The 26,692-nt window shown below is 68.5% G+C and carries 29 protein-coding genes and 1 pseudogene; 17 read left to right on the top strand and 13 right to left on the bottom strand.

Annotation, left to right across the window (positions count from 1 at the left end; genetic code table 11):
- The first annotated feature begins 68 nt into the window (after positions 1 to 68).
- Positions 69 to 1,928: a cation:proton antiporter domain-containing protein gene (locus tag I7X12_RS12150; protein WP_198060348.1), complete on the top strand. Its 1,860-nt coding sequence runs from the start codon at positions 69 to 71 to the stop codon at positions 1,926 to 1,928.
- 62 nt (positions 1,929 to 1,990) lie between these two features.
- Here I7X12_RS12150 and I7X12_RS12155 read toward each other — a convergent pair whose 3' ends face one another.
- The 3 genes from I7X12_RS12155 to I7X12_RS12165 form a co-directional block, all read right to left on the bottom strand.
- Positions 1,991 to 3,622, bottom strand: a complete 1,632-nt coding sequence (locus I7X12_RS12155) for a PAS domain-containing protein (protein WP_198060349.1) — start codon at positions 3,620 to 3,622, stop codon at positions 1,991 to 1,993.
- Positions 3,623 to 4,168: 546 nt separating this feature from the next.
- Positions 4,169 to 5,308, bottom strand: coding sequence for a thiolase family protein (locus I7X12_RS12160; RefSeq protein ID WP_198060350.1), 1,140 nt, complete (start codon positions 5,306 to 5,308; stop codon positions 4,169 to 4,171).
- A 104-nt stretch (positions 5,309 to 5,412) separates the two neighbouring features.
- Complete coding sequence (locus tag I7X12_RS12165) at positions 5,413 to 5,637, bottom strand: hypothetical protein (protein WP_198060351.1); 225 nt, start codon at positions 5,635 to 5,637, stop codon at positions 5,413 to 5,415.
- 143 nt (positions 5,638 to 5,780) lie between these two features.
- On the opposite strand from I7X12_RS12165, the gene I7X12_RS12170 reads away from it, so the two are divergent.
- Positions 5,781 to 7,151 (top strand): ATP-binding protein, encoded by a 1,371-nt coding sequence (locus I7X12_RS12170; protein WP_198060352.1) that lies wholly within the window; start codon positions 5,781 to 5,783, stop codon positions 7,149 to 7,151.
- 27 nt (positions 7,152 to 7,178) lie between these two features.
- On the opposite strand, the gene I7X12_RS12175 is transcribed toward I7X12_RS12170, so the two are convergent.
- On the bottom strand, positions 7,179 to 8,198 hold the full coding sequence (locus I7X12_RS12175; RefSeq protein ID WP_198060353.1) for an NADP-dependent oxidoreductase: 1,020 nt from the start codon (positions 8,196 to 8,198) through the stop codon (positions 7,179 to 7,181).
- Positions 8,199 to 8,341: 143 nt separating this feature from the next.
- Between I7X12_RS12175 and I7X12_RS12180 the strand changes: the two genes are divergently transcribed.
- The 4 genes from I7X12_RS12180 (at position 8,342) to I7X12_RS12195 (ending at position 12,034) form a co-directional block, all read left to right on the top strand.
- A complete protein-coding gene (locus tag I7X12_RS12180; protein WP_198060354.1) occupies positions 8,342 to 8,644 on the top strand; it encodes a hypothetical protein in 303 nt (100 codons plus the stop codon).
- A gap of 172 nt (positions 8,645 to 8,816) precedes the next feature.
- Complete coding sequence (locus tag I7X12_RS12185) at positions 8,817 to 9,272, top strand: TRAM domain-containing protein (RefSeq protein WP_198060355.1); 456 nt, start codon at positions 8,817 to 8,819, stop codon at positions 9,270 to 9,272.
- Positions 9,273 to 9,449: 177 nt separating this feature from the next.
- A complete protein-coding gene (locus I7X12_RS12190) occupies positions 9,450 to 11,177 on the top strand; it encodes a lipopolysaccharide biosynthesis protein (RefSeq protein WP_198063941.1) in 1,728 nt (575 codons plus the stop codon).
- 71 nt (positions 11,178 to 11,248) lie between these two features.
- Complete coding sequence (locus I7X12_RS12195) at positions 11,249 to 12,034, top strand: SDR family oxidoreductase (protein WP_198060356.1); 786 nt, start codon at positions 11,249 to 11,251, stop codon at positions 12,032 to 12,034.
- 12 nt (positions 12,035 to 12,046) lie between these two features.
- Here the strand turns inward: I7X12_RS12195 and I7X12_RS12200 are convergent, their stop codons facing one another.
- Both I7X12_RS12200 and I7X12_RS12205 read right to left on the bottom strand, forming a co-directional pair.
- Complete coding sequence (locus tag I7X12_RS12200; RefSeq protein ID WP_198060357.1) at positions 12,047 to 12,577, bottom strand: hypothetical protein; 531 nt, start codon at positions 12,575 to 12,577, stop codon at positions 12,047 to 12,049.
- Positions 12,523 to 12,750 (bottom strand): hypothetical protein, encoded by a 228-nt coding sequence (locus tag I7X12_RS12205; RefSeq protein WP_198060358.1) that lies wholly within the window; start codon positions 12,748 to 12,750, stop codon positions 12,523 to 12,525. Before I7X12_RS12205 ends, I7X12_RS12200 begins: the two co-directional genes overlap by 55 nt.
- Positions 12,751 to 12,880: 130 nt before the next feature.
- Between I7X12_RS12205 and I7X12_RS12210 the strand changes: the two genes are divergently transcribed.
- A complete protein-coding gene (locus I7X12_RS12210; RefSeq protein WP_198060359.1) occupies positions 12,881 to 14,020 on the top strand; it encodes a hypothetical protein in 1,140 nt (379 codons plus the stop codon).
- 17 nt (positions 14,021 to 14,037) lie between these two features.
- Here I7X12_RS12210 and I7X12_RS12215 read toward each other — a convergent pair whose 3' ends face one another.
- Positions 14,038 to 15,051, bottom strand: a complete 1,014-nt coding sequence (locus tag I7X12_RS12215) for a mannose-1-phosphate guanylyltransferase (protein ID WP_198060360.1) — start codon at positions 15,049 to 15,051, stop codon at positions 14,038 to 14,040.
- 187 nt (positions 15,052 to 15,238) lie between these two features.
- On the opposite strand from I7X12_RS12215, the gene I7X12_RS12220 reads away from it, so the two are divergent.
- Positions 15,239 to 15,667 carry a universal stress protein gene (locus I7X12_RS12220; protein ID WP_198060361.1) on the top strand — a complete coding sequence of 143 codons (429 nt, stop codon included), beginning with the start codon at positions 15,239 to 15,241 and terminating at the stop codon, positions 15,665 to 15,667.
- A 126-nt stretch (positions 15,668 to 15,793) separates the two neighbouring features.
- Here I7X12_RS12220 and I7X12_RS12225 read toward each other — a convergent pair whose 3' ends face one another.
- Entirely contained in the window at positions 15,794 to 16,657 is an 864-nt protein-coding gene (locus I7X12_RS12225; RefSeq protein WP_198060362.1) for an alpha/beta fold hydrolase, read from the bottom strand.
- 185 nt (positions 16,658 to 16,842) lie between these two features.
- Between I7X12_RS12225 and I7X12_RS12230 the strand changes: the two genes are divergently transcribed.
- Positions 16,843 to 17,220, top strand: a complete 378-nt coding sequence (locus tag I7X12_RS12230) for a winged helix-turn-helix domain-containing protein (protein WP_198060363.1) — start codon at positions 16,843 to 16,845, stop codon at positions 17,218 to 17,220.
- Positions 17,201 to 17,569 (top strand): type II toxin-antitoxin system PemK/MazF family toxin, encoded by a 369-nt coding sequence (locus I7X12_RS12235; protein ID WP_232342813.1) that lies wholly within the window; start codon positions 17,201 to 17,203, stop codon positions 17,567 to 17,569. Before I7X12_RS12230 ends, I7X12_RS12235 begins: the two co-directional genes overlap by 20 nt.
- 46 nt (positions 17,570 to 17,615) lie before the next feature.
- Here I7X12_RS12235 and I7X12_RS12240 read toward each other — a convergent pair whose 3' ends face one another.
- The 4 genes from I7X12_RS12240 to I7X12_RS12255 form a co-directional block, all read right to left on the bottom strand.
- Positions 17,616 to 18,341, bottom strand: a complete 726-nt coding sequence (locus tag I7X12_RS12240) for a helix-turn-helix domain-containing protein (protein ID WP_198060364.1) — start codon at positions 18,339 to 18,341, stop codon at positions 17,616 to 17,618.
- Positions 18,342 to 18,402: 61 nt separating this feature from the next.
- Positions 18,403 to 18,684 carry a DUF7091 family protein gene (locus I7X12_RS12245; RefSeq protein WP_198060365.1) on the bottom strand — a complete coding sequence of 94 codons (282 nt, stop codon included), beginning with the start codon at positions 18,682 to 18,684 and terminating at the stop codon, positions 18,403 to 18,405.
- A 76-nt stretch (positions 18,685 to 18,760) separates the two neighbouring features.
- Complete coding sequence (locus I7X12_RS12250) at positions 18,761 to 19,465, bottom strand: HAD family hydrolase (RefSeq protein ID WP_198060366.1); 705 nt, start codon at positions 19,463 to 19,465, stop codon at positions 18,761 to 18,763.
- Between the two features lie 68 nt (positions 19,466 to 19,533).
- Positions 19,534 to 20,559 (bottom strand): Gfo/Idh/MocA family protein, encoded by a 1,026-nt coding sequence (locus I7X12_RS12255; protein WP_198060367.1) that lies wholly within the window; start codon positions 20,557 to 20,559, stop codon positions 19,534 to 19,536.
- Between the two features lie 363 nt (positions 20,560 to 20,922).
- On the opposite strand from I7X12_RS12255, the gene I7X12_RS12260 reads away from it, so the two are divergent.
- The 5 genes and pseudogenes from I7X12_RS12260 (at position 20,923) to I7X12_RS12280 (ending at position 25,460) form a co-directional block, all read left to right on the top strand.
- A complete protein-coding gene (locus I7X12_RS12260) occupies positions 20,923 to 21,858 on the top strand; it encodes a replication factor A (RefSeq protein ID WP_198063862.1) in 936 nt (311 codons plus the stop codon).
- Positions 21,859 to 22,482, top strand: a complete 624-nt coding sequence (locus I7X12_RS12265) for an RPA family protein (protein ID WP_198060368.1) — start codon at positions 21,859 to 21,861, stop codon at positions 22,480 to 22,482.
- 235 nt (positions 22,483 to 22,717) lie between these two features.
- On the top strand, positions 22,718 to 23,155 hold the full coding sequence (locus tag I7X12_RS12270; protein ID WP_198060369.1) for a CopG family transcriptional regulator: 438 nt from the start codon (positions 22,718 to 22,720) through the stop codon (positions 23,153 to 23,155).
- A 129-nt stretch (positions 23,156 to 23,284) separates the two neighbouring features.
- Positions 23,285 to 23,474 (top strand): annotated as a pseudogene (locus I7X12_RS12275) (haloacid dehalogenase type II); the annotation flags it as partial.
- Positions 23,475 to 23,729: 255 nt separating this feature from the next.
- Positions 23,730 to 25,460 carry a sensor histidine kinase gene (locus tag I7X12_RS12280; protein ID WP_198060370.1) on the top strand — a complete coding sequence of 577 codons (1,731 nt, stop codon included), beginning with the start codon at positions 23,730 to 23,732 and terminating at the stop codon, positions 25,458 to 25,460.
- A 76-nt stretch (positions 25,461 to 25,536) separates the two neighbouring features.
- Here I7X12_RS12280 and I7X12_RS12285 read toward each other — a convergent pair whose 3' ends face one another.
- Positions 25,537 to 25,989: a DUF5814 domain-containing protein gene (locus I7X12_RS12285; RefSeq protein WP_198060371.1), complete on the bottom strand. Its 453-nt coding sequence runs from the start codon at positions 25,987 to 25,989 to the stop codon at positions 25,537 to 25,539.
- Positions 25,990 to 26,073: 84 nt separating this feature from the next.
- Between I7X12_RS12285 and I7X12_RS12290 the strand changes: the two genes are divergently transcribed.
- Together I7X12_RS12290 and I7X12_RS12295 are read left to right on the top strand one after the other, a co-directional pair.
- Positions 26,074 to 26,286, top strand: coding sequence for an antitoxin VapB family protein (locus I7X12_RS12290; protein ID WP_198060372.1), 213 nt, complete (start codon positions 26,074 to 26,076; stop codon positions 26,284 to 26,286).
- Positions 26,283 to 26,672 (top strand): PIN domain-containing protein, encoded by a 390-nt coding sequence (locus tag I7X12_RS12295; protein WP_198060373.1) that lies wholly within the window; start codon positions 26,283 to 26,285, stop codon positions 26,670 to 26,672. The genes I7X12_RS12290 and I7X12_RS12295 overlap by 4 nt, the downstream gene beginning before the upstream one ends.
- Positions 26,673 to 26,692 lie beyond the last annotated feature (20 nt).

Here is a 26,692-nt window from a genome sequence, read left to right on the forward strand (position 1 = left end):
ACGGCCCGACGGACGGGGGCGCGGCCAGTGGATGTGCTTTTATGTACGGCAACCGACAGCGGAGACGAATGGCCGAGAGTACGCTGCTCCTGCTGGTTGCCGGTGTCATCGCCGTCGGGGTGCTGGCCCAGATCCTGGCCGACCGTCTTCAGGTGCCGGCCATCGTCTTCTACATCGTCGCCGGGCTGGTGCTGGGCCAGCCGGGGCTGGAGGTCATCACGCGGGAGACGTTCGGCGGCGCCCTCTCGACGGTCGTCGGGTTCGCCGTCGCGATCATCGTCTTCGAAGGCGCCTTTCACCTGAAGGTCGAACGCATCCGGACGGCGCCGAAGGCCGCGTTGCGGCTGGTCACCGTCGGCGCGGTCGTCGCGCTGGCCGGGACCGCCGTGGCCGTGCGGCTGGTCTTCGGCGTGAGCTGGAACCTCTCGCTGGTGATCGGGTCCCTGCTGGTCGCGACCGGGCCGACCGTCGTCACGCCGATCCTCAGTATCGTCCCGGTGCGCGACCGGGTGGCGACTGCCCTGGAGTTCGAGGGTATCGTCAACGACGTGACCGCGGCCATCCTCGCCGTCGTCTTCTTCCAGACGGTCCTCCCGGAGACGGCCGGCAACGACATCGTCCGGGGGTTCGTCGTCCGACTCGGGGTCGGACTGCTGTTCGGCGTCGTCGTCGCGGGCGCCGTCTACTACCTGCTGCGGTACGTCGACCTCTCGCCGGGCGACGCGCCGCGCAACGCCCGCCTGCTCGTGCTCGCTGGCGCGCTAGTCGCGTTCGCCGCCGCGAACTTCGAGGCGACCGAGGCCGGCGTCGCCGCGGCCGCGACCGCGGGGTTCCTGCTCGGCAACGCCGACGTGCCCTACGAGGCGGAGATCGAGGCGTTCAAAGGCGACCTGACGCTGCTGGTTCTGGCGTTCGTCTTCATCGGGCTCGCGGCGCTGCTCGACCCCGCGGCGCTGGCCGAGGTCGGTCTCGGCGGGCTGGTCGTCGTGGCCGCGATCGCGCTGGTGATCCGCCCGGTACTCGTGTTTCTGTCGACCGCCGGCGACCGGTTCACCCGCCAGGAGCGGACGTTCATGAGCCTGGTCGGCCCGCGGGGGATCATCCCGGCGTCGGTCGCGACACTCTTCGCGGTCCAGTTCCAGGAGGCCGGGCTCGTCCGGGAGGCGAACGTCCTCCTGGGGACGGTCTTTCTCGCGATCTTGCTGACGGCCGTCTTCGAGGGCGGCCTCGCGCGCTACGTCGCGCGCTACCTGAACGTCATACCCATGAGAGTCATCATCGTCGGCGGCGGCCGGGTCGGCCGGTCGCTCGCCGAACGGCTGGAGAACCGGGGCGAGAACGTCGTCATCGTCGAGCAGGACGAGTCAGTCGCAGAGTCGGTCCGCAACGCCGGATACACCGCTATCATCGGCGACGGCACCGACACCGAACTCCTCCGGGAGGCCGGCGCGGACAACGCCAAGACGGTCGTCGCCGCGACCGGCGACGACGACGCGAACCTGCTGGTCGCGCAGCTGTCGAGCTCGAAGTTCGACGTCGAGAACGTCATCGCGCGGGCGAACGATCCCGACAACGTCGACGCCTTCGAGGACCTCGGGGTGCGCACTATCTCCTCGTCGATGGCCACGGCCTGGGCCATCGACAACCAGATCGAACGCCCCGCTATCACCCACTGGATGACCGACGTGGGCCGCTCGGGCGACGTCCAGGAGGTCGAGGTCACGAGCGAGGAGGTCGCGGGCAAACCGGTCAGCGAGATCGGCCCGATGCTCCCCGCGGCCTGTCTGATCGCACTGGTCAGCGAGGGCAAGCACGACGACGCCGAGGTACCCACCGCCGACCACGTGGTCGAACTCGGCGACCGCATCACCCTCCTCGGGCGTCGCGAGTCGGTGCAGGACGGCATGAAGTTCGTCAACCCGGACTGACGCCCCGTCGGTCGGCGGGCTCGCGTCCCCGCGGGCCGTCCGCGCTCACTCCACCGCCCCGGTCACTCCACCGGGATCCGGATCCCGACGCACCGGCCGCGCTCGTAGTCGGCCAGCAGTTCGCCGCCCAGCCGCTCGGCGCCCCACGAGACCGCCCAGACGTCCAGGTCGTTGGCGTGTTCGAGCGGCGTCTCCCCGCCGTTCGTGACCGCCGTCGCGTCCTGTTCGAGGAGGAGTCGGTCGTCGCTCTCGGCGGTCACGTCGACGTAACAGCCGTCGCGCTCGACGGTCACGGCGACCGGCCCCGTCGCGTTGCCGGTCGCGTACGACAGCAGGTGTTCGCAGATCGACGCGACCAGCTTCGGCGACCGACTGACCTCGGTGTCGCCGCCGGTCGCGACCGACAGGTCGTGGCCCTGCTCGCCGAGCATGGCTGCGACGTCGGACGCGAGCGACCCCACGTCGGCCGTCGCGTCGGTGGCCGGCTCCAGACACATGCTCTCCTCGACGGCACGGGCCCGCTCGCTCACGTCGACCAGCGAGTCGGCCGTCTCGCGGAGCCGCTCGGCGACCTCCTCGTCGCCGCCGTCGGCGACGACGTCGGCCATCGCGTACACCGCCGTCATGTCGTTGCGCACGTTGTGTCGGAGCACCCGCTGGAGGACCTCCAGGCGCTGGCCGCGGATGCGCTCGTCGGTCACGTCCCGCAGCGCCACCGCGTAGCCCGCATCGACGTCCCCGTCGCGGCGCACCCGCGAGACCGACACGTCGAAGTAGCGCTTCCCGGCCGGTCCCTCGAAGGGGATCGTCGACTCGGTCGGCAGTCCGTCGGGCCCCAGCAGGTCGTCGTCGACCAGCGCCGACAGCGGCTCGCGGACCACCTCCTCGAGCGACTGCTCGAACACCTGTTCGGCCGACCGGTTCATGTCGACGATCCGCGCGTCGCCGTCGACGACGGCGACCGCGTCGTTGAGGTTCGAGACGATCGCCGCGCGGCCGATCGCCTCCGCGATGGGCAGCGACCGATAGGGTCGCCCGACCGCCACGGCGACCGCCAGCGCCGCGAGGATCACCGTCTGGGAGACCACCGTCCCCGTCTCGATAGTGATCGTGTCCGCGAGTTCCAGCGCCGAGGTGACCAACGGCAGGCCGACGACCGAGAGACCCACGAGCGCCAGCGCGAGGCCACGGGACCGCCCGAACGAGCTGTACCGCGTCGAGTCCCAGACGACCAGCAGCGACAGTCCGATCAGGATCCCCCACGACGCCGCGCTCGGGACGGAGGTGAGGAGGATGTACACCGGCCCCACCGTCTCGACCGACTCGGTCAGCGGCAACACCGGCGTGAGCCGCACCAGCGCGCCGAACAGCCCGACCACCGGGAATACCAGCGTGAGGGCCAAGACCGTTCGGCCGCCGCCCTCACGTCCCGTGTAGGCGATGACGAACGTCGCCCAGCACACCGCCCCGCCGAAGACGGCGATCTGCGTCAGCGGGGAGAGCGCCGACGCGGGTAGTCCGAGCCCGATCACCAGCGACGCGGCCGCGGTCACGACCGCGAGCAACGCCGCTATCCCGACCAGCCCGGTCCCCCCCGGCCGGCCGCGCACCCCCCGCAACCGCCACGCGTACCACCCGAACGCGACGGCCACGGCGCCCAGTATCGGCCCACCCACCAGCGGCGCCGAAAGCATACCGCCACACCTCACACCACTGACGTAAATATTTTTTCGATACTGAATTAGTCTCTCGAACGGACTGTCTCCGACCGGCGCGTTCGCTGCGGGTACCCGACTCGAAAAACGTGGGCGAAAAACCGGTCGCCTCGCTCGCTGGGCTCACGGGTCGCTCCGCTCCCCGTTCGCAACGAGATACTCCCTTCGGTCGCACCTCGCTACACTCGCTCGCGACCGGGCAACCGCGCGCCGAGGGCGCGCGGACGCTACGGCAGCGAGAACTCGATAGACACGCCGCTGCCACCTTTTTCTCGTCGGGTATCCTCGCTCGCTGCGCTCGCTGTGGATACCGCTCTCTGTTCACGGGCGCTTCGCGCCCGTTCGCACGGTCAGCGGGACCGGAGGTCCCGCTCGACTCGAAAAAGATGGGGCAAAAAGCCGGTCGCCTCGCTCGCTGGGCTCACGGGTCGCTCCGCTCCCCGTTCGCAACGAGGTACTCCCTTCGGTCGCACCTCGCTACACTCGCTCGCGACCGGGGAACCGCGCGCCGAGGGCGCGCGGACGCTACGGCAGCGAGAACTCGATCGCCGCGCCCTGACCGAAGCCGACGCACTCGGTCGCCAGTCCCAGGTCGGCGTCGCGCTCGTTCATCTCGTGGATCAGCGTCACCGGGAGTCGGGCACCGGAGGCGCCGAGCGGGTGGCCGATGGCGATGGCGCCGCCGTTGACGTTGTAGATGTCGTCGTCGAAGCCGAGCTCGCGCTGGCAGTACAGCGCCTGGCTCGCGAACGCCTCGTTGAGTTCGACCAGGTCGTAGTCGTCGGTGTCGCGGCCGGTCCGCTCGCAGAGCTTGCGGACCGCCGGGACGGGCCCGACGCCCATGATCGTCGGGTCGACGCCCGCGACCATGTGATTCCCCACCTCGGCGAGCACGTCTAGGTCGTGGTCGTCGGCGAACGCGCGGGAGGTGATCATCGTCCCCGAGGCGCCGTCGGAAATCTGGGAGGCGTTGCCCGGCGTGATCGTCCCGTCGCTCTTGAAGACGGTGGGCAGTCCCGAGAGGGTCTCGAGGGAGGTGTCCCGGCGGATGCCCTCGTCCTCGGAGACGGTGCCCTCCTCGGTCTCGACCGGGACGATCTCGTCGTCGAATCGACCCGAGTCGGTGGCCTCGCCGGCGCGCTGGTGGCTGCGCAGCGCGAACTCGTCCTGGTCTTCCCGCGAGACGTCGTACTCCTCGGCGACCTTCTCGGCGGTCATCCCCATCTGTAGCTCGCCGATGTTGTACAGTTCGGCGAGCCGCGGGTGGACGTTGTGGGTGTTCTGACCGAGTTCGACGCGGGACATCGACTCCACCCCGCCGGCGATGACGCAGTCGCGTTGCCCGGCCGCGACGGCGTCGGCGGCGCGCATGATCGCCTCCGCCGAGGAGGCACACCAGCGGTTGATCGTCGCCGCGGGGACCGACTCGCCGAGATCCGAGAGGAGGGCCACCACCCGAGCCACGTTGTTGCCCTGTTCGTCCCGCTGCTGGGCGCAGCCCCACAGCAGGTCGTCGACCTGCTCGCTCGCCACGCCCGTGTCGGCGAGCATCTCGTTCACCAGCGGGACCGACAGGTCCTCGCTGCGCACGTCCGCGAAGGCACCGTCCTCCTTGCCCTGTGGTGTCCGTCGCGCCTGCACGACGACCGGTGTCGCGTCACTCATGGCTCCAGAGTGGTGCCGCGTCGTGTTAAGTCCTCACAAACGAGCGACGCGTCGCCCGGAGTTTCTCCGGGACTCGGTCGCGACGGCGGTCCGCGTGCCGGTCCTCACAGGAGGTCGCCGACGACGAACAGCACGACCGGGGCGACCATCAGCAGGACGCCGACGACCATCAACACCGCCGGGAGCACGAGCAGACCCGTGTCGGTCAGGAGCCACAGCCCGAGCCCGCCCAGGACGAGCAGGAACCCGACGAGCCCCAAGAGTAGTCGGAACACGCCCTCTAGTCCGAAGTCGGCCGCGACTTCCGCAACTTCGAGGACTTCGTCCATGGTTCGTCAGCACCGTCGTTTGCCCGGCGACATAAACGTGGCGAGACGTGTCTGTCTCGATAGGAGTCGACGACCCCGGCAATATTCGGACGGCGACGACAGTTCGCGACACTTATCCGGTCGGGGGACGAATCTCGGTGGGAATGAGCGATCCGGAGCTTGCAGTCGTGGAGTTCGTGCTGACGGCGCAGGCCTACAGCGACAACCGCGACCTCGACGCCGACGATCTACCGCCCGACTATCGGGCGGTCTTCTGGAGCGACGGGGAGATCGAGCGCCCGCTCTCGGCGACGACGACGACCGCCCGAGAGGCGACCGACGTGGACCGGCCCTGGGAGGCGATCTCCGGGCTGATGTTCACCGACCGGGACGACTTCTCGGGCACGATCTCCTTCACCGACGAGGACATGGCCGAGGAGTGGTTCCTCGACCGGGTCGACGCCGACCGCCTCCACGACAACCCCGTCCTCGCGAGCGTCTACGAGGCGGCGGTCGACGGCGCGGACTACGAGCACGCCCGCGCCGAGAACCGCCCGGTGCGAGCCGATCGGGTCTGGATCGACAACCTCCTCGAAGAGTACTTCGACGAGGACGACGAGGACGAGCAGGAGATGCTCGACCTGGTCGACATCCGCGCCCCCGAAGAGGTCGAGATGACCATGGACGACCTCGTGCTCACCGCCGACCAGGAAGGGGAGATCCACAAGATCGTCAAGGCCATCGAACACCGCGACTACCTCGCCCAGATCGGCCTGCGCGAGATCGGGAAACTGCTGTTCGTCGGCCCGCCGGGCACCGGAAAGACCTCCGTCGCCCGCGCGCTCGCGAGCGAACTCGACCTCCCGTTCGTCGAGGTGAAGCTGTCGATGATCACCTCCCAGTACCTCGGCGAGACCGCCAAGAACGTCGAGAAGGTGTTCGAAGTCGCCACCCGCCTCTCGCCGTGTATCCTCTTCATGGACGAGTTCGACTTCGTCGCGAAGACCCGCGCCAGCGACGAACACGCCGCCATCAAGCGCGCCGTCAACACCCTGCTCAAGAGCATCGACGAAGTGAGCCTCATCGAACACGAGGTCCTGCTCATCGGCGCGACAAACCACCCCGACCAGCTCGACGCCGCCGCGTGGCGCCGCTTCGACGAGATCGTCAACTTCCCCAAGCCGGACGACCAGATGCGCGCCGACATCTTGCAGGTCGTCACCCGCGAGATGGAGATCGACGACTTCGATCCGCTCGAGGTCGCCCGCCAGACCGAGGGGCTGACCGGGTCGGACCTCCGACTCGTCCTGCGGGAGGCGGTACTCGACGCGCTGACCGAGGAGCGGACGACGCTCACCCAGCAGGATCTGATGGACGCCGTCGCCGACTTCGAGGAGCGGGACAACCTGAAAAATATGGACATGATCGAGGGCGACCACGACGCCCTCGTGGCGGGGGGCGACATCTCCGGGACGAACGACGCCGCCTCCGACGGCGGCCACTCACACGACCACGACCACAGCCACGACGACTGACGCTCGACGCGCCGTCGGTTCCCCGCGCTAGGGCTTCGGTTCGCCGACTGCGACGAGCTGTTTCCCGATGTTCTCGCCTTCGAACAGCCCGAGGAACGCGTCGGGCGCCGACTCTAGCCCTTCGGTGACGGTCTCGCGGTACTGGAGGTCGTCGCTCGCGACCCACTCGGCCAGCCGCTCGGTCGCGGCCTCGAACCGGGGCGCGAAGTCGCTGACGAGGAACCCCTCGACGCGGGCGCGCTTGCTGACGAGGCCGGGGAGCTTGCGCGGGCCGGTCGGCCGTTCGGTCGCGTTGTACAGCGATATCTGGCCGCAGACGGCGACGCGGGCGTCGACGTTCAGGCGGTCGAAGACGGCGTCGGTGATCGGCCCGCCGACGTTGTCGAAGTAGGCGTCGACGCCGCCGGGCGCCGCCTCCTCGAGCGCCGCGCCGTAGTCGTCGATCGCGCTGTAGTCGATCCCGGCGTCGAAGCCCAGATCGTCTTCGAGGAAGGCGACCTTCTCGGCCGAGCCGGCGAACCCGACGACGCGAGCGCCCGCGAGACTCGCGATCTGGCCGGCGACCGAGCCGACCGCGCCCGCCGCGCCGGTGACGACGAACGTGTCGCCCGGCCCGGGTTCGGCCACCTCGCGGACGCCGAAGTAGGCCGTCCGGCCGGGCATCCCGAGGACGCCCAGCGCGGTCGAAACTGGACCGAGGTCGGGGTCGACCTCGCGAAGGGCGGTCCCGGGTGCGGTGGCGTAGTCGGCCCACTCCAGGTCGCCGGTCACGATATCGCCGGCTTCGAAGCCGGCGCCGTTCGATTCGACCACCTCGCCGACGACGCCGCCCCGGAGTGGGCCGCCAACGTCCCAGGGGTCGGCGTAGGACTCGCCGGCGCTCATCCGACCGCGCATGTACGGGTCCACCGAGAGATAGCGGGTGCGGACGAGCGCCTCGCCCGGCCCGGGCTCGGGCACGTCGGTCTCGACCAGGTCGAAGACGTCGCGGCCCGGTGTCCCCTCGGGTCGCTTCGCCAGGCGGAACTGTCGGTTGGTGTCTCGCATGACTCGCGGTAGGGACGTGGCCCGGAAAGGTCCCGCGACTTTCGGACACAGTGAACTAATTTTCAGTTTCACCGTCGCGGAGCCGTCGGTCGGCGCTCGCCGCGATCGGCAGGGTTTCGTCGCCGACGGTCGAACAGGTGGACATGTACGTCTCACCGGCGGTTCGGACGATCCGAGACGACCCGGTCGAGGGTGAGTCGGTGACGCTGCTGCTGGAAGTCGCCGACGACGCGGCGGTCGACGACGTGGCCGCGGCCGCCGAGGCGGCGGGGGCGACCGTCGAGGAAGAACTGCAGTTCCGGACGCTGGAGACGACCGTCGGCCACGAGCGTGTCGGCGCGGTCTGTGCGGTCGAGGGGATCGCCCACGTCGAGACGGGGAACACCCTCGGGATCGACCCCGACGGGGCGGAGGGCGCGGGCGAAGACGTGCGGCCGGACGGTTGAGGCGGTTCGTGGCCCCGAGCGGACCGAAAGCGTCGGACCAGCGGGCGATAGACCGGGGGCTACGGGCCCACACCAGCGGCCGCGAACGGCCGTTCGGCTGCACGAAACGCCGATCTCGGGTGCTGGCGGACAGAGCGCAAGCGTTTACTTCGCCCCAGCGCAACTGAGCCTCATGCCCGACTGTCCACTCGCGGACGAGTGCCCCAGTTTTCAGGAGCGCATCGAGGGGATGGGCTGTACGCACTACGGCGACCGCGGCGGCGCCGAGTGGTGTAACCATTACAATCAGCCGATCGAGGACCTCAAGAGTCAACCCGTCCAGCCCGGCCAGGAAGTCGTGGTGACCGTCGAGGACATCCACGAGAGCGGTGCCGGCGTCGGCCGCACCGAGGACGGCTTCATCATCATGGTCGACGGCGTCCTGCCGCCGGCTCGCGCGAAGGTGAAGATAACCAAGGTCCGCTCGAACCACGCCCGCGCCGACGAACTCGAACGTCTCCCCGACGACCCCGACGAGGAGGGTGAAGACGCCGAGACCGAGGGCGACGAGGCGGACGACGAGACCGAAGAGAGCGACGAAACCGACCGCGAGCGCCTCGGTAGCCGCGACAACTTCTGGGGCTCGTAGCTCCCATCGCGGCTGGCGCTTCAACCTGGACAGTCGTATCACCGTTCGCTCCGTTCTCACCGCTCGGTCCGTTCGCGCCGCTCACGGTCCCGTCCGAGACTCCACCTGTCGCCGATTTCACAGTCGTTCTCACCCGTTTCAGCGGTTTTATGCGGTCGGATCCGCCAACGTAGCGCCGTGGTCTCCGACCCAGCGGTCGCCGACGGAACCGAGACCGACGAGTCCGCCACCGACGGGTCCACTCTCGATGGGGCCGCCGGTCGAACGGGCTCGACCGACGATGCGGACGACGAGCCGGCCGACCCGGTCGAGGCGCGGCTCGACGACGCCTTAGAGCGGGTCGCCCACGGTGCGACCGTCTCGGTGCCGAGCATCCTCCTCCAGCGCGGGCTGACCGTCGCGTTCACCGCGGTGCTGACGAACGGGTTCGCAGCGGGCGCCTACGGCGTCTTCGCCGTCGCCCGCCGGCTCCAGCAGTTTCTGTTGCACGTCGCGCTCGGCTTTCGCAGCGGGCTGAGCCGGTTCCTGCCCAACGCCGACTCGCCGGCCGAGCGCGACGCGCTCGTCACCGTCGCCGGGCTGCTGTTGGGGACCGTCGCGACCGTCTTCGGCGCCGCGCTGTTTTTCGCCGCACCCGCGGTGACCGCACTCACCGACCAGCGGCCGCTGTTCGAGACGGTCCTTCGAGTGTTCGCCGTCGGCCTCCCGGCGACGGTGTGGCTGTTCACCGCGGCCGAGATCCTGCGGGGGCTGGAGGAGGTCGGCCCGCTGAACCTCACACTCCGGGTCGCGTTCCCGGCCGCACAGTTGCTCGTGGGCGTCGTCGGAACGGTCGTCTACGGCGATCTGGTCGCCGTCGCGGTCGGCGTCGTCGCGATTTCGGGGCTGACCGGTCTCGCCGCGACCGCGTGGCTCGTCCGCGAGCGCGGGCTCGGGCTGCGATTCCGGAGCGAGGGAAGCGACACGGGGACGAGCGACCCCGGGAACGACGGCACCCAGACCGATCGAGGCGACGGCGCCCGGCACGCCGAAGCCGACGCCAGCGTACTCGACCTGCGGTCGGTGTGGCGTCGGTACGTCCGCTACACGGCACCGCTGTTCGTCGGTGGCGTCGCGACGACGATCCAGCGGCTGGGGTTCTATCCGTTGATCGCCGTGTTCCTGACGGACGTGGCCGGCGGCGTCTTCGCGGTCGGGATGGTCGTCGGGTCGCTGGTGCGGCTGCCGCTGATGGGGATCAACCAGTTCGTCCCGCCGGTCGCCGCCGCGCTCCACGAGGACGACCACCGGGCCGCGCTCTCGCGGTTCTACCACGTCACCAGTCGGCTCGTCCTCGTTGGCGTCGTCGGTCTCTCCGTGCCGGTTATCGTCTACCGCGAGACGGTGATGTCGCTGTTCGGGCCGGCGTTCGTCCCCTACGCACCGCTTTTGGTCGGGTTCGTCCTCGCGCAGGTCGGTGCCTGCGCCGCCGGCAGCGTCGGCATCCTCCTCATGATGACCGACAACCAGCGACCCTACCTCGCGGTCAACGTCTGTATCACGCTCCTGCTGACCGCGATCGCCGTGCCGCTGACGATACGGTTCGGCCTCTCGGGACTCGTGGCGAGTTACGTGCTCATGCTGACGCTGAACAACGGCCTGGAGGTCGCCGTCCTCTATCACTTCGAACGGCTCCAGCCGTTCACGCCGCTGCACGGGAAGGCGCTCGCGGCCGGGGTGCCGCTGGGCGTCGTCGCCTGGGGCGCGAAGGCCGCGCTCGCCGGATCGGTGGCGCCCGCCGTCGGGGTCGTCGGCGGGCTGGCGGCGTACGCGGCGACGCTGGGACTGCTCGGGTTCACGCCCACCGAGCGGCGGCTGGCCGGGACGCTCCGCGACCGGTACCGCGCCGCGCTCTCGCGGGGCTGACCGGTCCAGGTCCGCCCGCTGCCGATCCGAAACCTCCCGGTTCTTTGAGGGGCCGGTCCCAGGGGTCGCGTATGGACCTGCAACTCGACGACAGCGCGGCACTGACGACGGCCAGCTCCAGCGGTCTCGGGCTCGCGAGCGCGAAGGCGCTGGCCCGCGAGGGCGCGGACGTGGCCGTCTGTGGCCGCACGGAATCGCACCTCGAATCGGCCGAGAACGAACTCGAAGCGCTGGGCGACGGCGACGTGCTCGCCGTCGAAGTCGACCTCACCGACCGCGCGGAGGTCGAGGCGTACGTCGAACAGGTCGCCGACGAGTTCGGCGGGATCGACCAGGTCGTCATGAGCGCCGGCGGGCCGCCCAGCGGCGCGTTCCTGGAGATGGACGACGACGACTGGTACGGCGCCTACGACACGCTCGTCATGTCGGCCGTCTGGACGACGCGGTTCGCCTACCCCTACCTGGCCGAGTCCGATCAGGGCTCGATCACGGCGATCACTTCCCGCTCCGTCCGGGAGGTCATCGACGACCTCGTGCTCTCGAACGCCGTCCGCCGGGCGGTCATCGGGATGGTCAAGACCCAGGCGCGGGAGTTCGCGCCCGAGGTCCGGGTCAACGCCGTCCTCCCGAGCGCTCACGAGACCGCGCGGATGGAAGAACTCATCTCCGACGCCGTCGAGCGCGGCGAGTACGAGGACTACGAGGCCGGTCTCGCCGACTGGGGCGAGGGCGTCCCACTGGGCCGGATGGGCCAACCCGAGGAACTGGCCGACGTGGTCGCGTTCCTGGCCAGCCCGCGCGCCAGCTACGTGAGCGGAGTGGCGCTGCCCATCGACGGCGCGACGATGCGGAGCTAAGGGTTCGGTCGGTCAGGTACCGACGCTGTGCGGAACGTTCTCGGTGTTCCCGGCCACCTCGCGGGAGCGTCCGAGCAGGTAGCCCGCCACGGCGCCCAGCGGGAGCGTCAGCGGCGCGACGCTCACTGGGACCAACAGTCCGACGAACAGCGCGGCGCCCAGTCGTCCCAGGGGATCGATCCCGAGGACGGCCGCGTTCCGTGCGAGACTCCAGAACGCGAAGAACGCTCCCGGGCCCAGCAGTCCGACCAGGGCGCCCGCGACCGCGCCCCGCCGCGAGGTCGACCCGCCGCCGGGACGTTCGACGACCGCGGCCCAGCAGGCGGCGCCGACGACGACGGTCACGGCCGCGATAGTGGCCAGTCCGCGCACGCCCCAGGTGCCGTACTCCGACGCCAGCGACGCCGCACCGACCAGTGCAAGGGCGACGACGGCGAATCCGAGGCCGGCTCCGAGCGGCCACCAGGGCGACGACCCGTCGGCCATCGTCACCGCGTCCCGGGCGAGCCGCCCGACCGCTCGCTGTCGGCGGTCAGCGACCACACGAGCAGTCCCAGCGATATCAGGGCGACGAACACCGAGACGACGTAGCCGACCGAGTCGGCCGTCCCGAGGATCGACCCCGGCAGGAACGCCGAGACGACCAGGAGGATGGCCGCCGAGACCGTCCCCGCGAGCGCGAGGATCAACAGCCAGAAACGAACCGCCGGGTCCATGCTGGTCGGCGGTTGTCACCGGGGAAGTATGAGCGTTCCGGCGGCGACGGCGAACGGCGGGATTGTACACTTCTCTTACAAAAATGCGGTTCAGCGAACAGTTTTGCGGACAGCGACGCCCCGATCGAGTATGGACGACGAGCGAGCGAACGACGACCGACCGACCGTCGGCACCGACTGGCGCACTGCTGGCCCGGAGATCCGCCTGACCGACGCCGACGCAGCAGAACCCGTCCGCGAGACCACCCCCTCGGACGCGCAGGCCGGCGCGAACTTCGTCGTGTTCGAGCCGGGGTGGCTCCCCGACGACTGCGAGATGAGCGAGACGACGATCCGACCCGAACAGCCGCCGGGGCGGCCCGAGGGACTGGACGCCGCGGATATCGGACAGACGCCCCACAGCGAGGGGAACCCGTCGGCGGTCCGGACCGTCGTCGCGGGCGAGGGCCGCGAGTTGCGGATCAAGCAGTTCTGCTACGACTGGGCGCCACCGGCCGCCAGTGTCGCGCCGCTGTGGGGCACCGAGGACCCGACGCCGGTCGACGCGGGCGACGCCGTCGGCTTCCTGGGGACCGACTACAAGGACAACCGGGGCGCCTGCGTCCAGCGGAGGCGTACGCAGGTCGAGGTGTCCGTGCTGGCGGGGGCGTTCGACGACGACGAACTCGCGGGACTGCTCGACGGGTTAGAGCCGGCGGTCGACTCCGATTCGGGTGGCCGCGGGGCGACTCCGATTCGGCAGATCCCCTTTCACCGCCTGAGCTACTGGGCTCGCTACCGGTGTGCGGCGGTGGGGGTGCCCCACGGGCTGTGGGCCCACGGGATCGCTCGACCGTACGACGAGAGCGTCCCGTGCTCGCCGGTGGCGCTCCGCGACGCGGAGCCGCGACTGCTCGTCCCGAGCGGCGACGGCCCGGGCGCGGCGTACGCCCTCGACTCGGCCGTGACCTTCCCGGAGCACGACGCGGTCGAAGCGGTCTACCGCCACGAGGGGAACGAGAGCGACCACCTGTGGATCACCGCGGCGGCGCCCGAGAGCGACCTCGGCCCCGAGGTACCGCCGGAGCCGGCCGACCAGCCCGCCGAAACCCGCGAGACGGTCGACCTGCGCGGCGAGCGAGTCCACTACGCGGCGCTGACCGAAGCGGCCGGCGCGTGGGAAGCGGTCTGGACGGAGGGCGGCGTCACCTACGCCGTCGTCGCCGGGGCGTCGCGGTATCTCGACGGCGCGGCGTTCCGACGGCTGGTCGACGGGTTGGAGCCGGTCTGAGCGGGACCCGTCCGCCCTCAGAACAGGTCGTCGTCCCCGAGTTCGTCGACTACGTCGCGCACGCGCTGGGCCTGGTCCTTCGGCACGACGAGCGTGCGGTCGCCGTAGGAGGCGACGATCAGGTCGGAGACGCCGACGACGCTGGCGTGGCCGTCGGTGGCGACGACGGTGTTCTCGGCGTCGACGGTGAGCGCGTCGCCGAGTACCGCGTTGCCGTCGTCGTCGGTATCGAGGACGCGGGAAACGGCGTCCCAGGCGCCCAGGTCGTCCCACTCGAAGGTCGCCGGAACCAGGGCGGCGTCGTCGGTCGTCTCCATGACCGCGTAGTCGACGCTCACCGGATCGACGGCGTCGAACCCGCGCTGGGGGTCGCCAGCGTCGAGCGCGTCGACGAGGGGCGACAGTTCGGAGTCGGCGGCCGCCCGGAGGAAGGCGTCGGGCGTCCAGGCGAACGTTCCGGCGTTCCAGTAGTAGCCGTGGTGGCGATAGCGCATCGCCGCGCCCTGGTCGGGTTTCTCCGTGAACCGCTCGACGGGGTAGTAGGCATGCCCGCTCGCGGTCGCCGACTCCTCGCCCGGCTTGATGTAGCCGTAGCCGGTCTCCGGCCGAGTCGGTTCGACACCGACGGTCACGAGCGAGCCGGTCTCGGCGGCGACGGCGGCGGCGTCGGTCATGGTCCCCGCGAAGTCTCCCGTCACGTGGTGGTCGCTCGGGAGACAGACGAGCGTGCAGTCGCCGACCTGTTCGCGGACACGGTGGGCTGCGTAGACCAGTGCGGGGCCGGTGTCCTTCGGTTCGGGTTCGGTGAGGACGGCCGCCGAGGGGGCGTGTTCGCGGACCTGGTCGGCCAGGTCCGGGCGCGTGAGGACGTACACCTCGTCGGCGAAGCCGGCGCGGTCGACGGTCTCGGCCAGGAGTGACTGGTCGCCTCCGAGCGGGAGGAACTGCTTCGGGCGATCGCTCCGGCTGGCGGGATAGAGGCGGGTCCCGGTGCCGCCCGCCAAGACGACGGCGACGACGGTGTCGGTCATGGGCGTGTCGTCGAGCGGACGGGAAAAATAGCCGCCGGGTTCGGCGAATCGTCGCGGCCGATCCCGGGCTCCGATCGCTCCGGCAACAGATACCGGTGACGGCGTGCGATGTCTCCGGTCCTCGAGCTGGGCGTCCGTCCGAGCGAGATCGAAAGCGGTGAGTACGTACTGGACGGATATCGAACACATGTATCACGAAATCCTGGTCCCGACCGACGGCAGCGAGCCGATAGCGACCGTCCTCGAGCACACCGGAGCGGTCGCCGAGGGTCGCGATGCGCGGGTTCACATCCTCTACGTCGTCGACGACCGGGCGTTCCTGACGCTCGGCGAGGAGATGAAAGACGACGTGATCGAGAACCTCCGACAGGAGGGACAGACAGCGGTCGAGGCGGCGTCGAAACAACTGGAAACGGGGGACATCGAGGTCACGACGGCGATAACGAGGGGAAAGCCGGCAGACGAGATAATCGCCTACGTCGAGGACGAGGGGATCGACCTCGTCACGATGGGCACGCGTGGCGACGACACGTCGAACCTGCTCGGGAGTACGGCCCAGACGATCGTGACGAACGCGCCTGCACCCGTCCTGACCGTCAACATCGGCGAGGAGTGACGGAGCCGGACGGGGCTCTCCTCGCCCGAGGCGGACCTGGAGCCGAAAGTGCAGCGTCGGTCAGTGCGTCACTGCCAGAGCACGGGTTCTCGACTGTCGCCGGACGTGGGGACCTCGACTCCGAATTCACTGCCGACTAGCCAGTCGTCGCTCGCGGAGGAACGCCCGCATTTCGTCTGTCGTCCGCGCGGGTGCTTCCGAGGGGCCGGAGTGGCTGACGCCGTCGAACTCGACGAAGCGGCTCGACGGGAGCGCGTCGTGGACGGCCCGGGCGCTCTCGCGGAGGAACTCCGGACCGTCGGTCCCCGTCAGGACGAGCGCGGGCGCGTCGACGGCGAGGCGCTCGGGCAGTTCGTAGCGCTCGACAGCGCGGTTCATCCGGATCACTTCTTCGAGCAGGTCGACGCAGTCGGGCCAGACCGGCCACTCGGCCAGCCAGGCGTCCAGGTCGTCGACCGCGCCGGCGCAGACGACCTGCTCGACGTACAGCTTCATCGCCCCCTCGCGGTCGCCGTCGTCGAGGCGCTCCTGCATCCGGTCGGCGAGGTCGGCGTGTTCGGCGAACGGTTCGGGAAGGACCGCGGGCTCGTAGGCGACGACGGCGTCGATCGCGTCGCCCTCGCCGTCGGCCGTGAGTGCCCGCACCGTCTCGATGGCCGTCAGCGCGCCGAAGGAGTGGCCCAGCAGGACGGGTTTCTCGTCGCCGTCCGTCGCGTCGTCGGTGAGGTCCTCGACGAGCGCGCGGACGTACGCGACCTCGCGGTCGAGTACTTCGTCGGGACCGGTCTCCTCGGGGTCGTCGAGGCAGGTGCCGAAGCCCGGCCGCTGCGGGACGACGGCGGCGAACGCCTCGAAGTGCGGGATCGCGGGCCGCCAGTACTCTCTGGGGGCCATCCCGCCGTGGAGCAAGACGAGGGGGCGGCCCTCGCCGTGGCCTTCGTACTCGACGTCGATACCGTCCGCGGTCGCCGTAGACCGTGTCGTCGGCATGGGACTCCTCGTTGTGCGCTCGCGGGGCTACGCCTGACTCTCAGTCGTGCGGTCGTTTTTAAGCCGGTATCCGGCTACCCCCACTTTCGGTAGAGGAGCGGTCGGTCGCGTCCCCGAACGGATCGATACGTTCCATACATCGAGTACAGCAATACATTCAATACCGACGGAACGCTACCGCCGGTATGCCGATCGGAACGGATCGATTCGAGCAACTGGGTGCCGACGGGGACGGAGACGGACCGACGCCGGGCACGAACGCGGCGGCGATCCTCGATTTTCTCCGGGAGAATCCGGACAAGGCGTACACCCAGAGCGAGATCGCGGACGCGACGGAGGTGAAAGCGGGGTCCGTCGGACCGACGCTCGCTCGGTTGCGCGAGGGGGGACGTGTCGACCACCGTGGACACTACTGGCGTGTCAGCGACCACGAACGCGGCGTCGACGAGGCCGCCAGCCAGTCCGCCGCCGCGCTCGCGAGTCGGGAAGCCGACGACGAGACACCCGGGATGGCGGCCTGGCGGGACCACGCCGTCGACTCCCGTGAACACCGTGACGAGTGAGCGGTTCGCGGCCGGCGACGTGTTCTGGGCACCGGATCCCTACAACTCCGGAGGCGATCCGCGACCGTGGCTGGTGCTCTCGGCCGACGCCATCCCGTACGCCGGCGAGGAGTACGTCTGCGCGGGACTGACGCTGAGTGACCTCCCGGACAACGTCGAACTCACCGACGAGGACTGGGTAGTGGGGTCCGACCCCGAGCGAACGTCGTTCTGCTCACCGTGGGTTCTGGCGACGGTCGAACACGACGCGGTCGCGAACCCGCAGGGATCCGTGACCGACGCGTTCGCGCGCCGGATCGTCGATCAGAGCGTCGCGTACCTCTCCGGGGACGTGTCCATCGAGTACTGAACGGCCGGTTCGGGGGGTCGTGGGAGCGAGACGAGGCGGTTCGAGATCAGAACGGATCGACGGGCCGCGGTCGCTCTTCGACGTGGGCCTCGACCAGATGGGTCTGGGCGCGCCGGAGCCGTTCCGACAGCGACGACGCCGAAATGTCGAGTTCCGCGGCCACGTCGTCGAGCGTGGCAGTGCGGGGGATCTCGAAGTAGCCCAGCCGGTGGGCGGTCCGGACCGCCTCGCGCTGGGCGTCGGTGAGGCCGTCGTCGTTGTCGGAGTCCGGGCCGGAACCGAACCGGTTCTCGGCATCGTCGCCGACGCGGGTGAGCTTGCGGAGACGGAAGGGAACGTTTCGCTGCCAGAACTCCCGCAGTTCGTCGAACGCGCCGCGGTCCGCGAATCGGCTCGTCTGCACCCATCCGGTCGGGGTCGCGCGGATGCGCTCGATGTGCGTGGGCGTCTCGTAGAGCGCCCGAAGGTCGTCCAGGTCGTCGAGGTCGTCCCCGAGTTGTTCGGCCATACTCGTCCCCGGGAGAATCGTGTATCTGCTCGCCTCACCTTCGCGAGTGACCAGCGTGTACTCCCCGACGAACGGCGTGCGCTCGAACTCGACCTCGACCGCCGCGACGGTCTCGTCGCTCCCGACCACACGGACGGTGAAACGCGGCCGCTCGTTCATGCCCGGACTGATCGCGAGGTCGATGTCGGCGTCGGGGACCGCCGCGGCCACGTCGACCAGCGGGAGGGCCGTACAGCCGATCTCGTACTCGGCGCGCAGCGCCATACCGTCGTCTCGAATCGGAATGTCAAGTGTCCGTCGAAAGCCCACGGTCGACGAGCGCCGCTCACCACGTCTCGATGTCGCCCGAGCGGATGTCCTCGACACAGCCCTGGCAGTCCTGCGATTGGGGGTCGAAACAGCCCGGGCGGTGCTCGGGGTCGAGTTCGACCGCGCGGCGCTCGGCGTGCCGGCGGCAGACGATCCGCGCGCGCCCGTCGTCGCCGTGGGGGAGGTCGGCCTCCGCGGAGCGGCGGGCGTGTCTGTAGGCGCGCTTGGCCTCGCCGATCTGGCGGCCCGCCGACCGGAGCTTCTGCCGGAGGACGCGCTCGATACGGTCGTCTGCCATCTGGTCGCCGGTTAGGCGGCGTGGCCCTTAGCCCCGTCGGCGTTCGGCGGGATCGGGGGTGGACGAGGACTACCGCTCAGCCCAGATCGTCGATCACCGCTTCGACCTCGCCGAGCGTCTCGACGACGTAGTCCGGCTCACACACCTCGCCGACGGGCGGGGTCGCGTGGGCCGTGACTTGGACGGTCGTCATCCCGACCTCGGACGCCCACGTGTCCTCGTCGACCCGGTCGCCGACCATCAGACAGTCCTCGCCGTCGAGACCCGTCCGGTCGAGAAACGCCTCGAACGGCTCGACCGTCGACTTCTCGGCCTCGACCGCGGCCGAGGTCAGCACGAGGTCGAAGGCGTCGTCGACGTCCAGCGATTCGAGTCGCCGGTCGGTCATCAATTCGTTGCCGTTGGTGATGGCGCCGACGAACAGATCGCGGTCACAACAGTGTCCCAGGACCGATTCGGCGTCCTCGTCCGGTGATTCGGCGTCGAGGCGAGTCTCCCAGAACACCCGGTCGAGGGCTTCGATATCTTCCTGGGGCGCGTCGCGGTCCCAAACCTCGAAGAACAGTTCGGTGTAGCGGCCGAGTTCGAAGCGTCGATAGTCGCCGTGATAGCGGTCGGCGAACCGTTCGCCCGTTCGTGCCGTCAGGTCGTCGAAGGTCTCGCGGTCGATCTCGTAGCCTCGGTCGCACATCTCCCGATAGCGCGCGTCGACCGCGCGGCCGACCGCGTCGTCGCCGTGAAAGAGCGTTCCCCCGAAGTCGAAGATCACCGCCTCGACCATCCGTGCTCGTTCTCCGACGCCACGCTGTGGCGATAAAAAGCTGCCGCGAACGCCCCGATGGGTGCGGGTCAGTCCGCCTCGACCCGCGGTTCGGTCCGGAGGTCGACGTCGACGCGGCGCCCGGTCCGGGCGGACTCGTAGGCCGCTTCGGTGACGGCGGTGACTTTCAGGGCGTCGCGGGCCGTGGCCGGCGGTTCCGCGCCGTCGCGGATCACGTCGACGAAGGCCGTGCCCTTGTTGCGGCTCTCCCCCTCGTGTTCGGGGGCGTGCGCGTTATTCTCGTCGTCGACGAAATCGAGGTCGCGCTCGCCCCAGTCGCTCCCGCGCACGCGGAACCCGCCCTGCTCGCCCCAGACGTCGAGGTGCTCGCGCACGACCGGCGAGTCGCCGGAGACGCCGACACTGGCGACCGCGCCGTTCTCGAACGCGACGTCCAGCGCGGCCTGGACGTCCACCCGCTCGGCCTCGTCGTCGAAGCGCATCTGGGCGCTGACCGAGACGGGGGTGAGTCCGGTCGTCCACAGCAGCGCGTCGAGGACGTGGCTCCCGGTGTCGTAGAGCTGCCCGCCCCCGGAGAGGTCGGGGTTGGCCCGCCAGGTGCCCCGCTGGTGGGTGATCCAGTTCTGGGTGATCGACGCGCTGAGGAACTGCGGGTCGCCGACCCGTTCGTCGAGCGCCTCGCGTGCCCGCTGGAACGCCGGCGAGAGGTGGCGCTGGTAGCCGACCATCAGCGCGGCGTCGCTGGCCTCGCTGCGGTCGACGAGGTCGCGCGCGTGGTCGAGGTCGACACACAGCGGTTTCTCACAGAGGGTGTCGATCTCTCGTTCGAGCGCGGCGACGACCTGCTCGTGGTGCAGTGCGTGGGGCGTGGCGATCGCGACCCCGTCGAGGTCCGCGCCGTCGAGCATCGCCTCGTGTGACTCGTAGCGCTGGTCGTCGGGCACGCCGAACTCCTCGGCCCCGCTCCGCCGGGCCTCGTCGCTCACGTCCGCGACCGCCACGACCTCGGCGTCGGCGACGGCATCGATTTCGCGCGCGAGCGGCGTCCCGAGACCGCCGAGCCCCGTGACGCCGATCCTGACCGTGTCTACCATACCCGTCCCATGTGAGTGAGTTTCAAGACTCTTTGGTTTCCGGAGGCTTCGGATAGCTGAACCGATAGTCGAAACATACGTACGAGGTTTCCGCTCGGTACGCCGGATACCACGGCGGATCCCTTCGGCGGTTCGGCGGCCGTTGCTCGCCGCCAGTTTCGAGGGTCCCGACCGCCCGACGCACTCGTCGGTAATCGCGGCACGACGCCCGTGCTCCGCCGGCCAGACGCCGAGAATATCCGACTCTTAGGTGCTCTGGCGCAACGTTTCACTTCCACTCCGCCGTGCGAGCGTTTATGTACGGGGGCGACCAAGTGACGGATGTCTCCCATCGAAAACAACGCGGAGACAGGAACGACACAGATGACGGATTTGCGTACACAGGCGACAGAGATACACGAACAGTTCGAAGACCAGCTGGAGATTTCCGTCGACGACGTGGAGGAGCGTCTCGACACGCTGGTCAACGAGTACAAGGTCCCCCTCTCGGAGGCCCGTCGGAGCGTCACCAACACCTACCTCGACGAGGCGGGCATGGAGCGCGACGAACTGGGCGGTGGCGGCTCGGGCAACGACCGGGTGCAGGTCGCCGACGTCGACGCGCCCGAGGAGTGGGTCGACATCAAGGGCGAGGTCACGGAGCTGTGGGAGGCCAACTCCGACGCCGTGGCACAGGTCGGCCTGTTCGGCGACGAGACGGGCACGATCAAGTTCACCAAGTGGTCGAAATCCGACCTGCCCGAGCTGGAGGAGGGGACGGTCTACGACCTGCGGAACGTCGTCACCGACGAGTACGAGGGGCGGTTCTCGGTGAAGCTCAATCGCACCACGGTGATCGAGGAACTCGACGAGGAGATCGAGGTCGGCGACGACGACGTGAGCGTCGAGGGGGCCTTAGTCGACATCCAGTCCGGGTCCGGACTGATCAAGCGCTGTCCCGAGGACGAGTGCACGCGCGTCCTCCAGAACGGGCGCTGCAACGAGCACGGCGAGGTCGAAGGCGAGTTCGACCTCCGGATCAAGGGCGTGCTCGACGACGGCGAGGAGGTCCACGAGATCCTCTTCAACCAGGAGGCCACCGAGAACCTCACCGGCATCACGCTGGAGGAGGCCCAGGAGATGGCGATGGACGCGCTGGACACCTCCGTGGTGGCCGACGAGATGCGCGCGGACCTGCTGGGGAAGTACTACCGCGTCACCGGGCCGACTTTCCGTCGGTACGTGCTGGTCGACGAGGTCGAGCGACTCTCCGATCCGACGGATGCAGAGGCCGTGCTGATCAAAGCGAGGTCGATCTAGATGGCGACGACACCCACTCGAGAGGTCGCCCGCCGCGTGTTCGCGGGCGAGTTCAACGACGCGACCTACACGTTCAAAGAGAGCGACGACGAGCGAGCCCCCGTCTATCTGTTGCTCCCGACGGGCGAGCGGGCCAACCGCGTGTTCCTCGTCGGGACGCTCATGGAGACCGAGGACGTGGGCGACGACAGCGAGTACTGGCAGGGGCAGGTCATCGACCCCAACGGCGACCGCTACTACATGTACGCGGGCCAGTACCAGCCCGACGCGGCCTCGATGCTGCGGGAGCTGGAGCCGCCGGCGTACATCTCGGTCGTCGGCAAGCCACGCACCTACGAGACCGACGACGGCGAGGTGAACGTCTCCATCCGACCGGAGTCGATCACCGAGGTCGACGCGGCGACCCGCGATCGGTGGGTCGTCGAGACCGCCGAGCGCACGCTCGACCGGATCGGCCGCTACAAGGACGAAACCGGCGAGGACGGCGACGCCGCCGTCGACGAGTACGTCGCGATGGCCGCCGAGGAGTACGACCTCCCGATCGAGGACTACCGCCGCCAGGTCGTCGAGGCGCTGGAGAGCCTCGAAGACGACGAGGCGGTCGCCGCCGAGCCCGACGCCTGACCGGCGGGCCGCGGTAGCGACTCTTCGACCCGTTCGAGAGAACACGACGGCCCGGTGAAAGCCGTCGATCGACGCTCGCAATCGGGCGTTCGACGACTCCACGTATCAGAGATGATGCCGAGCCGAGCCCGCGTATCGGTCCGTAGCGAGTCCGAGACGGTTTCTTTCAGCCGAGCACGGACTCGTGCCAGCGTCTGACAAACGATTAAGTGGGGCGGGAAACGAGTGAGGAGTAATGAGTAAGAACAAGACGATCTCCTTTCGCGTGAGCGAGGACAAGTTCGAGACGCTCCGCGAGATCGCCGACGAGCGAGATCTCTCGCTGTCGGCGGTGTTCAGGGACTACGTCGACATGCTCGTCGCCCACGACGGGCAGGTGGAGGTGGTACCGGAACACCAGCTCAACGAGTCCAACGCCTCGACCAGCGACACGGAGAGCTTCCCGCCGAAGGTCGAGGTGCCAAAGAGCTTCGTCCGCGAGCACGAGCGCCTCGAACTCGAAGCGGAACACCTCCGCGAACAGCTCGAAGAGCACAAGCGCTACGTGACGAAACTCCGCCAGCAGCTCGACGAGCAGGACAAGGAAGACGTCGTCCAGCTCGAAGACCTCGACGGCAGCGAGGACGACGAGGAAGCCTCCTATCGCCTCGGCAACTTCGAAGAGTCGATCTAGCGCGGCCGTTCTCACTCCGCTTCTCGCGTTCTCTTCACCCACGTTCTCTCCGTTTCCCGTCACTGGCGCTCGCGTACGACACCCGCCAGCCGAGCCGTTATGTTCTTCGCGAGCGTGATGTGGTATCGTATGTCGTTCGACACAGAGCGCGTGTCGACACTCCTGTTCGATTCGCACAGCACGCTCGTGGACGTCGACGTGGCCGAGCGGGCGCTCGCGGAGTGGGTCGCCGATCCCGACGAAGCTGTGGCGAGCGCGCTCGCTGGAGTACACGATGGTCGCCAACCACCTCGGCGCCTACCGGCCGTTCTACGAGCTGAAGCCGACCTCGGGCACAGACCACCCCGCTGTTCCCGTCCTCAGTGACAGTCAGCACAGTAGGCTTCATCCCGCGACGAAATCTCCGGGGATTCGCCTCGCGACCACTGTCACGAGTTCCGTCGTTCAATTATCGGCGATGAGAGCGAGCGGAGACATTTAATATGTCTCTGTAAGGGTAGCCAGTCATATGGCTGGCAGTTCGTCGGTTGTCTGGGCATACCACTCGCTCTTGCTATTTGCGACGGTTCTACACGTGCTTCTCGGGTACTGGATCTATCGGGATCACTGGGACAAGCGCGGTGCGAAGTGGTTCGTAGCGATGCTCGCGATCGGCGGCGCGTACGCGCTGTGCGCGTCCGCTCAGTTGCTCGTTCCCTGGCTCGAAGTGAAGACCGTCCTCTCGACGGTGGGTGGCTTCTTCGGGTTGCTCTCCTACGTGGCCTTCGCCGTTTTCGCGGGGAAGTACACGGAGACCGAGTACCACCGGCGTCCGGTCGTCAAGCTCGCCCTGGTGACAGTTCCGGTCAGCTACTTCGTGTTCGTCCTCGTTCGACCAATCGTAGACCTCTGGGTTACCGACTACTGGATCGAGACCGAGCCGTTCCGATACCTGGCGCACAAACCCGGGCCGGGCCTTCTCTTCGTCGCGGTGCTGTCGTATCTCGTCGGCTTCTACAACCTCTACAGGCTGTCCATATATCTCCTGTCGACCTCGAAACGTGCCACGAAACAGCTCGGTCTCCTGATGGCCGGGACGTTCAGCGTCATGCTCATCGCCACCGCGAGCAACCTCGGGCTGTTCCCCGCGGAACACTTCTATCACGGCGTCTACGCGACGATTCCGTTCATCCTGTTCACCTCACTGGCGCTGTTCCGGTACGACTTCCTGCGGGTTCAACCCGTCGCCCGTACCGCTGTCGTCGAAGGTCTCGACGACCCCGTCATCGTCCTCGACGGGGACCGCGCCGTCGCGGATTTCAACCAGGCGAGCACCCGCCTGTGGCCACTTCTGCCCGACGCCGTCGGCGAACCGATCGCGGACGCCTGTCCCGACCTGGTAGACGCGATGTGGCTCGACGACGAGACGTGGGACCTCGCGGTGAAGGGAGACCGAGACGAACTCGCCGACCAGATCACGTTCACAGTCGACGGGACCGAGCGTCACTTCTCGGTCAACCTGTCGACTGTCGGCGGTGACGACGAGAGCGCAAACTGGGTGTCGATTCTTCTCGGAGACGTCACGGAGCTCGAACGATCCCGTTGGCGGCTCGAGAAACAGAACGAACGCCTCGATCAGGTCGCCTCGACGATCTCACACGACCTCCGCAATCCCATCAATGTCGCCGACGGCTACGCCGAGCTCGTCGAGAGTCTGATCGACGAAGACGGGCTCGACGCAGGTGACGCCGAGACCGCGATCGAACACCTCCACCGGATCCGGACCAGCCACGACCGGATGGAGGCGATTATCGCAGATATCCTCACCATCGCCCGCGAGGGCAAGACTGTCGACGAGACTCGGCAGGTCTCGCTGGTGGCCGCAGCCCGCGACGCATGGCACAACGTCGAGACGGAAGACACCACCCTGACCATCGCCGCCGACCGGCGTCTCCAGGCTGACCGCTCGAAGCTCCTTTCGATTTTGGAGAATCTCTTCCGGAACGCCCTCGACCACGGTCCGAACGACGTCCACGTGACTGTGGAAGCGACCTCCGATGGCTTCGCTGTCGCCGACGACGGCCCTGGAATCCCGGCGGAGCACCGTGACAGTCTCTTCGAGTACGGCTACACCACCAGCGAGGAGGGAACCGGTCTCGGTCTTTCGATCGTCCAGGCCATGGCCGAGTCCCACGGCTGGACCGTCGAGCACGACGACGGATACGCCGACGGCGCGCGATTCGTCTTCGGCAACGTCGACGCAGTGCCGCTGTCCGACTCCGAAGCCGCCAGTCACGGCGATTCTGACCCGGTCCAGCACGGGTGAGTGGTCTCATCACAGCCTCGCGAGACGGGTATATCGTAGTCCGGAAGGGCCCGATTAGAGTGGATTCCCGAGACTGCTACAGTAGTTCTTCGCGCTTGCGACGAGCCTCGCTCGCGGCGTCGGAGCGACCGTCCACGTCGGCGAGCGTCTCGACGGCTTCGAGCGTGCGGACGGCGCCGTCGAGAAAGGAGAGCACGTCGCCAGGGTAGGCGTAGAGCATGTAGTCGTCGCCCATCACGTCGACGATGGCATCGGGACCCAGCCCCTGGGCGCGGAGTTCGAGGAGATAGCGGACGAACTTCTCTTCGGGGTGGCCACAGTGGGGGTTGGCCTGGCAGTCACAATCCATGAAGTCGGTGGCGAAATCGAGCACGCGGTCCTGAGTGGTGTCGTCGAGTTTCGCGAGGTTCTCCCCCTGGAAGAGCATGTCCAGCGTCGCCCCTTTGAACGCCCCCTTGGGGAAGGAGGTCTCTAGCTGGGAGGCGATCTGCTGGTGGTTCTTGATGTAGATCTTGTCCGTGATGGCCACGGTTGTTCGATCGGAGCGGCCGCGAGAGCAAAAGCGTCTCGGACGAAAGACGGAAGCATCGCCGGTGTATACACGGATGTGTACATGGCCGACAAGACGATCCGGGTCTCGGAGGAGACGTGGCGAAAGCTCCGGGCGCGAAAGCGGGGCGACGAGAGCTTCGACGCCGTCATCGAGCGCGAGCTGGTGGACGACGACCCGTTGGCCGGGTTCGGTGCGTGGAGCGACACGACCATCGACGAGTCGGTCCGCGAAGTCAAAACGGAGATGGACGAGGACCTGGAGTCCGAGCAGTGAAAATTCTCGACAGCAGTTACTGCGCAGACTTCCTTCGGGGTCGCGACGCGGCGCGGGAGTTCCGGCTCACCAACAGAGACGAGGGTCTCGTGCTCACGTCTGTGGGGTTCTACGAGCTCTATCACGGTGCAGTCAGAGAGGGACGAGATCCGGTCCTCGTCGACGACGATCTCCCGTGGGTGGAGCATCTGGAGTTCGACCGACGTCACGCGCTGGAAGGGGCGCGTATCCGGCGAGAGCTGGAAGCCGACGGCCGGCGACTCCAGCATCCGGACATGATGATCGCCGGTGCCGCCCGCTCACTGGACGTACCTGTCGTCACCGCAGACAGAGGGTTCGAGCACGTCGACGGCCTCACCGTCGAGAACTATCGCGAGCGAGACTGATCGGCGAGTCGATCGGAGTC

The organism is Halosimplex litoreum, from assembly GCF_016065055.1.
Classification (GTDB): Archaea; Halobacteriota; Halobacteria; order Halobacteriales; family Haloarculaceae; genus Halosimplex; species Halosimplex litoreum.

Coding starts and splice junctions, on each gene's coding strand:
- I7X12_RS12150 (WP_198060348.1), top strand. CDS start 69: ATGGCCGAGAGTACGCTGCTCCTGCTGGTTGCCGGTGTCATCGCCGTC.
- I7X12_RS12155 (WP_198060349.1), bottom strand. CDS start 3,622: ATGCTTTCGGCGCCGCTGGTGGGTGGGCCGATACTGGGCGCCGTGGCC.
- I7X12_RS12160 (WP_198060350.1), bottom strand. CDS start 5,308: ATGAGTGACGCGACACCGGTCGTCGTGCAGGCGCGACGGACACCACAG.
- I7X12_RS12165 (WP_198060351.1), bottom strand. CDS start 5,637: ATGGACGAAGTCCTCGAAGTTGCGGAAGTCGCGGCCGACTTCGGACTA.
- I7X12_RS12170 (WP_198060352.1), top strand. CDS start 5,781: ATGAGCGATCCGGAGCTTGCAGTCGTGGAGTTCGTGCTGACGGCGCAG.
- I7X12_RS12175 (WP_198060353.1), bottom strand. CDS start 8,198: ATGCGAGACACCAACCGACAGTTCCGCCTGGCGAAGCGACCCGAGGGG.
- I7X12_RS12180 (WP_198060354.1), top strand. CDS start 8,342: ATGTACGTCTCACCGGCGGTTCGGACGATCCGAGACGACCCGGTCGAG.
- I7X12_RS12185 (WP_198060355.1), top strand. CDS start 8,817: ATGCCCGACTGTCCACTCGCGGACGAGTGCCCCAGTTTTCAGGAGCGC.
- I7X12_RS12195 (WP_198060356.1), top strand. CDS start 11,249: ATGGACCTGCAACTCGACGACAGCGCGGCACTGACGACGGCCAGCTCC.
- I7X12_RS12205 (WP_198060358.1), bottom strand. CDS start 12,750: ATGGACCCGGCGGTTCGTTTCTGGCTGTTGATCCTCGCGCTCGCGGGG.
- I7X12_RS12210 (WP_198060359.1), top strand. CDS start 12,881: ATGGACGACGAGCGAGCGAACGACGACCGACCGACCGTCGGCACCGAC.
- I7X12_RS12215 (WP_198060360.1), bottom strand. CDS start 15,051: ATGACCGACACCGTCGTCGCCGTCGTCTTGGCGGGCGGCACCGGGACC.
- I7X12_RS12220 (WP_198060361.1), top strand. CDS start 15,239: ATGTATCACGAAATCCTGGTCCCGACCGACGGCAGCGAGCCGATAGCG.
- I7X12_RS12225 (WP_198060362.1), bottom strand. CDS start 16,657: ATGCCGACGACACGGTCTACGGCGACCGCGGACGGTATCGACGTCGAG.
- I7X12_RS12230 (WP_198060363.1), top strand. CDS start 16,843: ATGCCGATCGGAACGGATCGATTCGAGCAACTGGGTGCCGACGGGGAC.
- I7X12_RS12240 (WP_198060364.1), bottom strand. CDS start 18,341: ATGGCGCTGCGCGCCGAGTACGAGATCGGCTGTACGGCCCTCCCGCTG.
- I7X12_RS12245 (WP_198060365.1), bottom strand. CDS start 18,684: ATGGCAGACGACCGTATCGAGCGCGTCCTCCGGCAGAAGCTCCGGTCG.
- I7X12_RS12250 (WP_198060366.1), bottom strand. CDS start 19,465: ATGGTCGAGGCGGTGATCTTCGACTTCGGGGGAACGCTCTTTCACGGC.
- I7X12_RS12255 (WP_198060367.1), bottom strand. CDS start 20,559: ATGGTAGACACGGTCAGGATCGGCGTCACGGGGCTCGGCGGTCTCGGG.
- I7X12_RS12260 (WP_198063862.1), top strand. CDS start 20,923: ATGACGGATTTGCGTACACAGGCGACAGAGATACACGAACAGTTCGAA.
- I7X12_RS12265 (WP_198060368.1), top strand. CDS start 21,859: ATGGCGACGACACCCACTCGAGAGGTCGCCCGCCGCGTGTTCGCGGGC.
- I7X12_RS12270 (WP_198060369.1), top strand. CDS start 22,718: ATGAGTAAGAACAAGACGATCTCCTTTCGCGTGAGCGAGGACAAGTTC.
- I7X12_RS12290 (WP_198060372.1), top strand. CDS start 26,074: ATGGCCGACAAGACGATCCGGGTCTCGGAGGAGACGTGGCGAAAGCTC.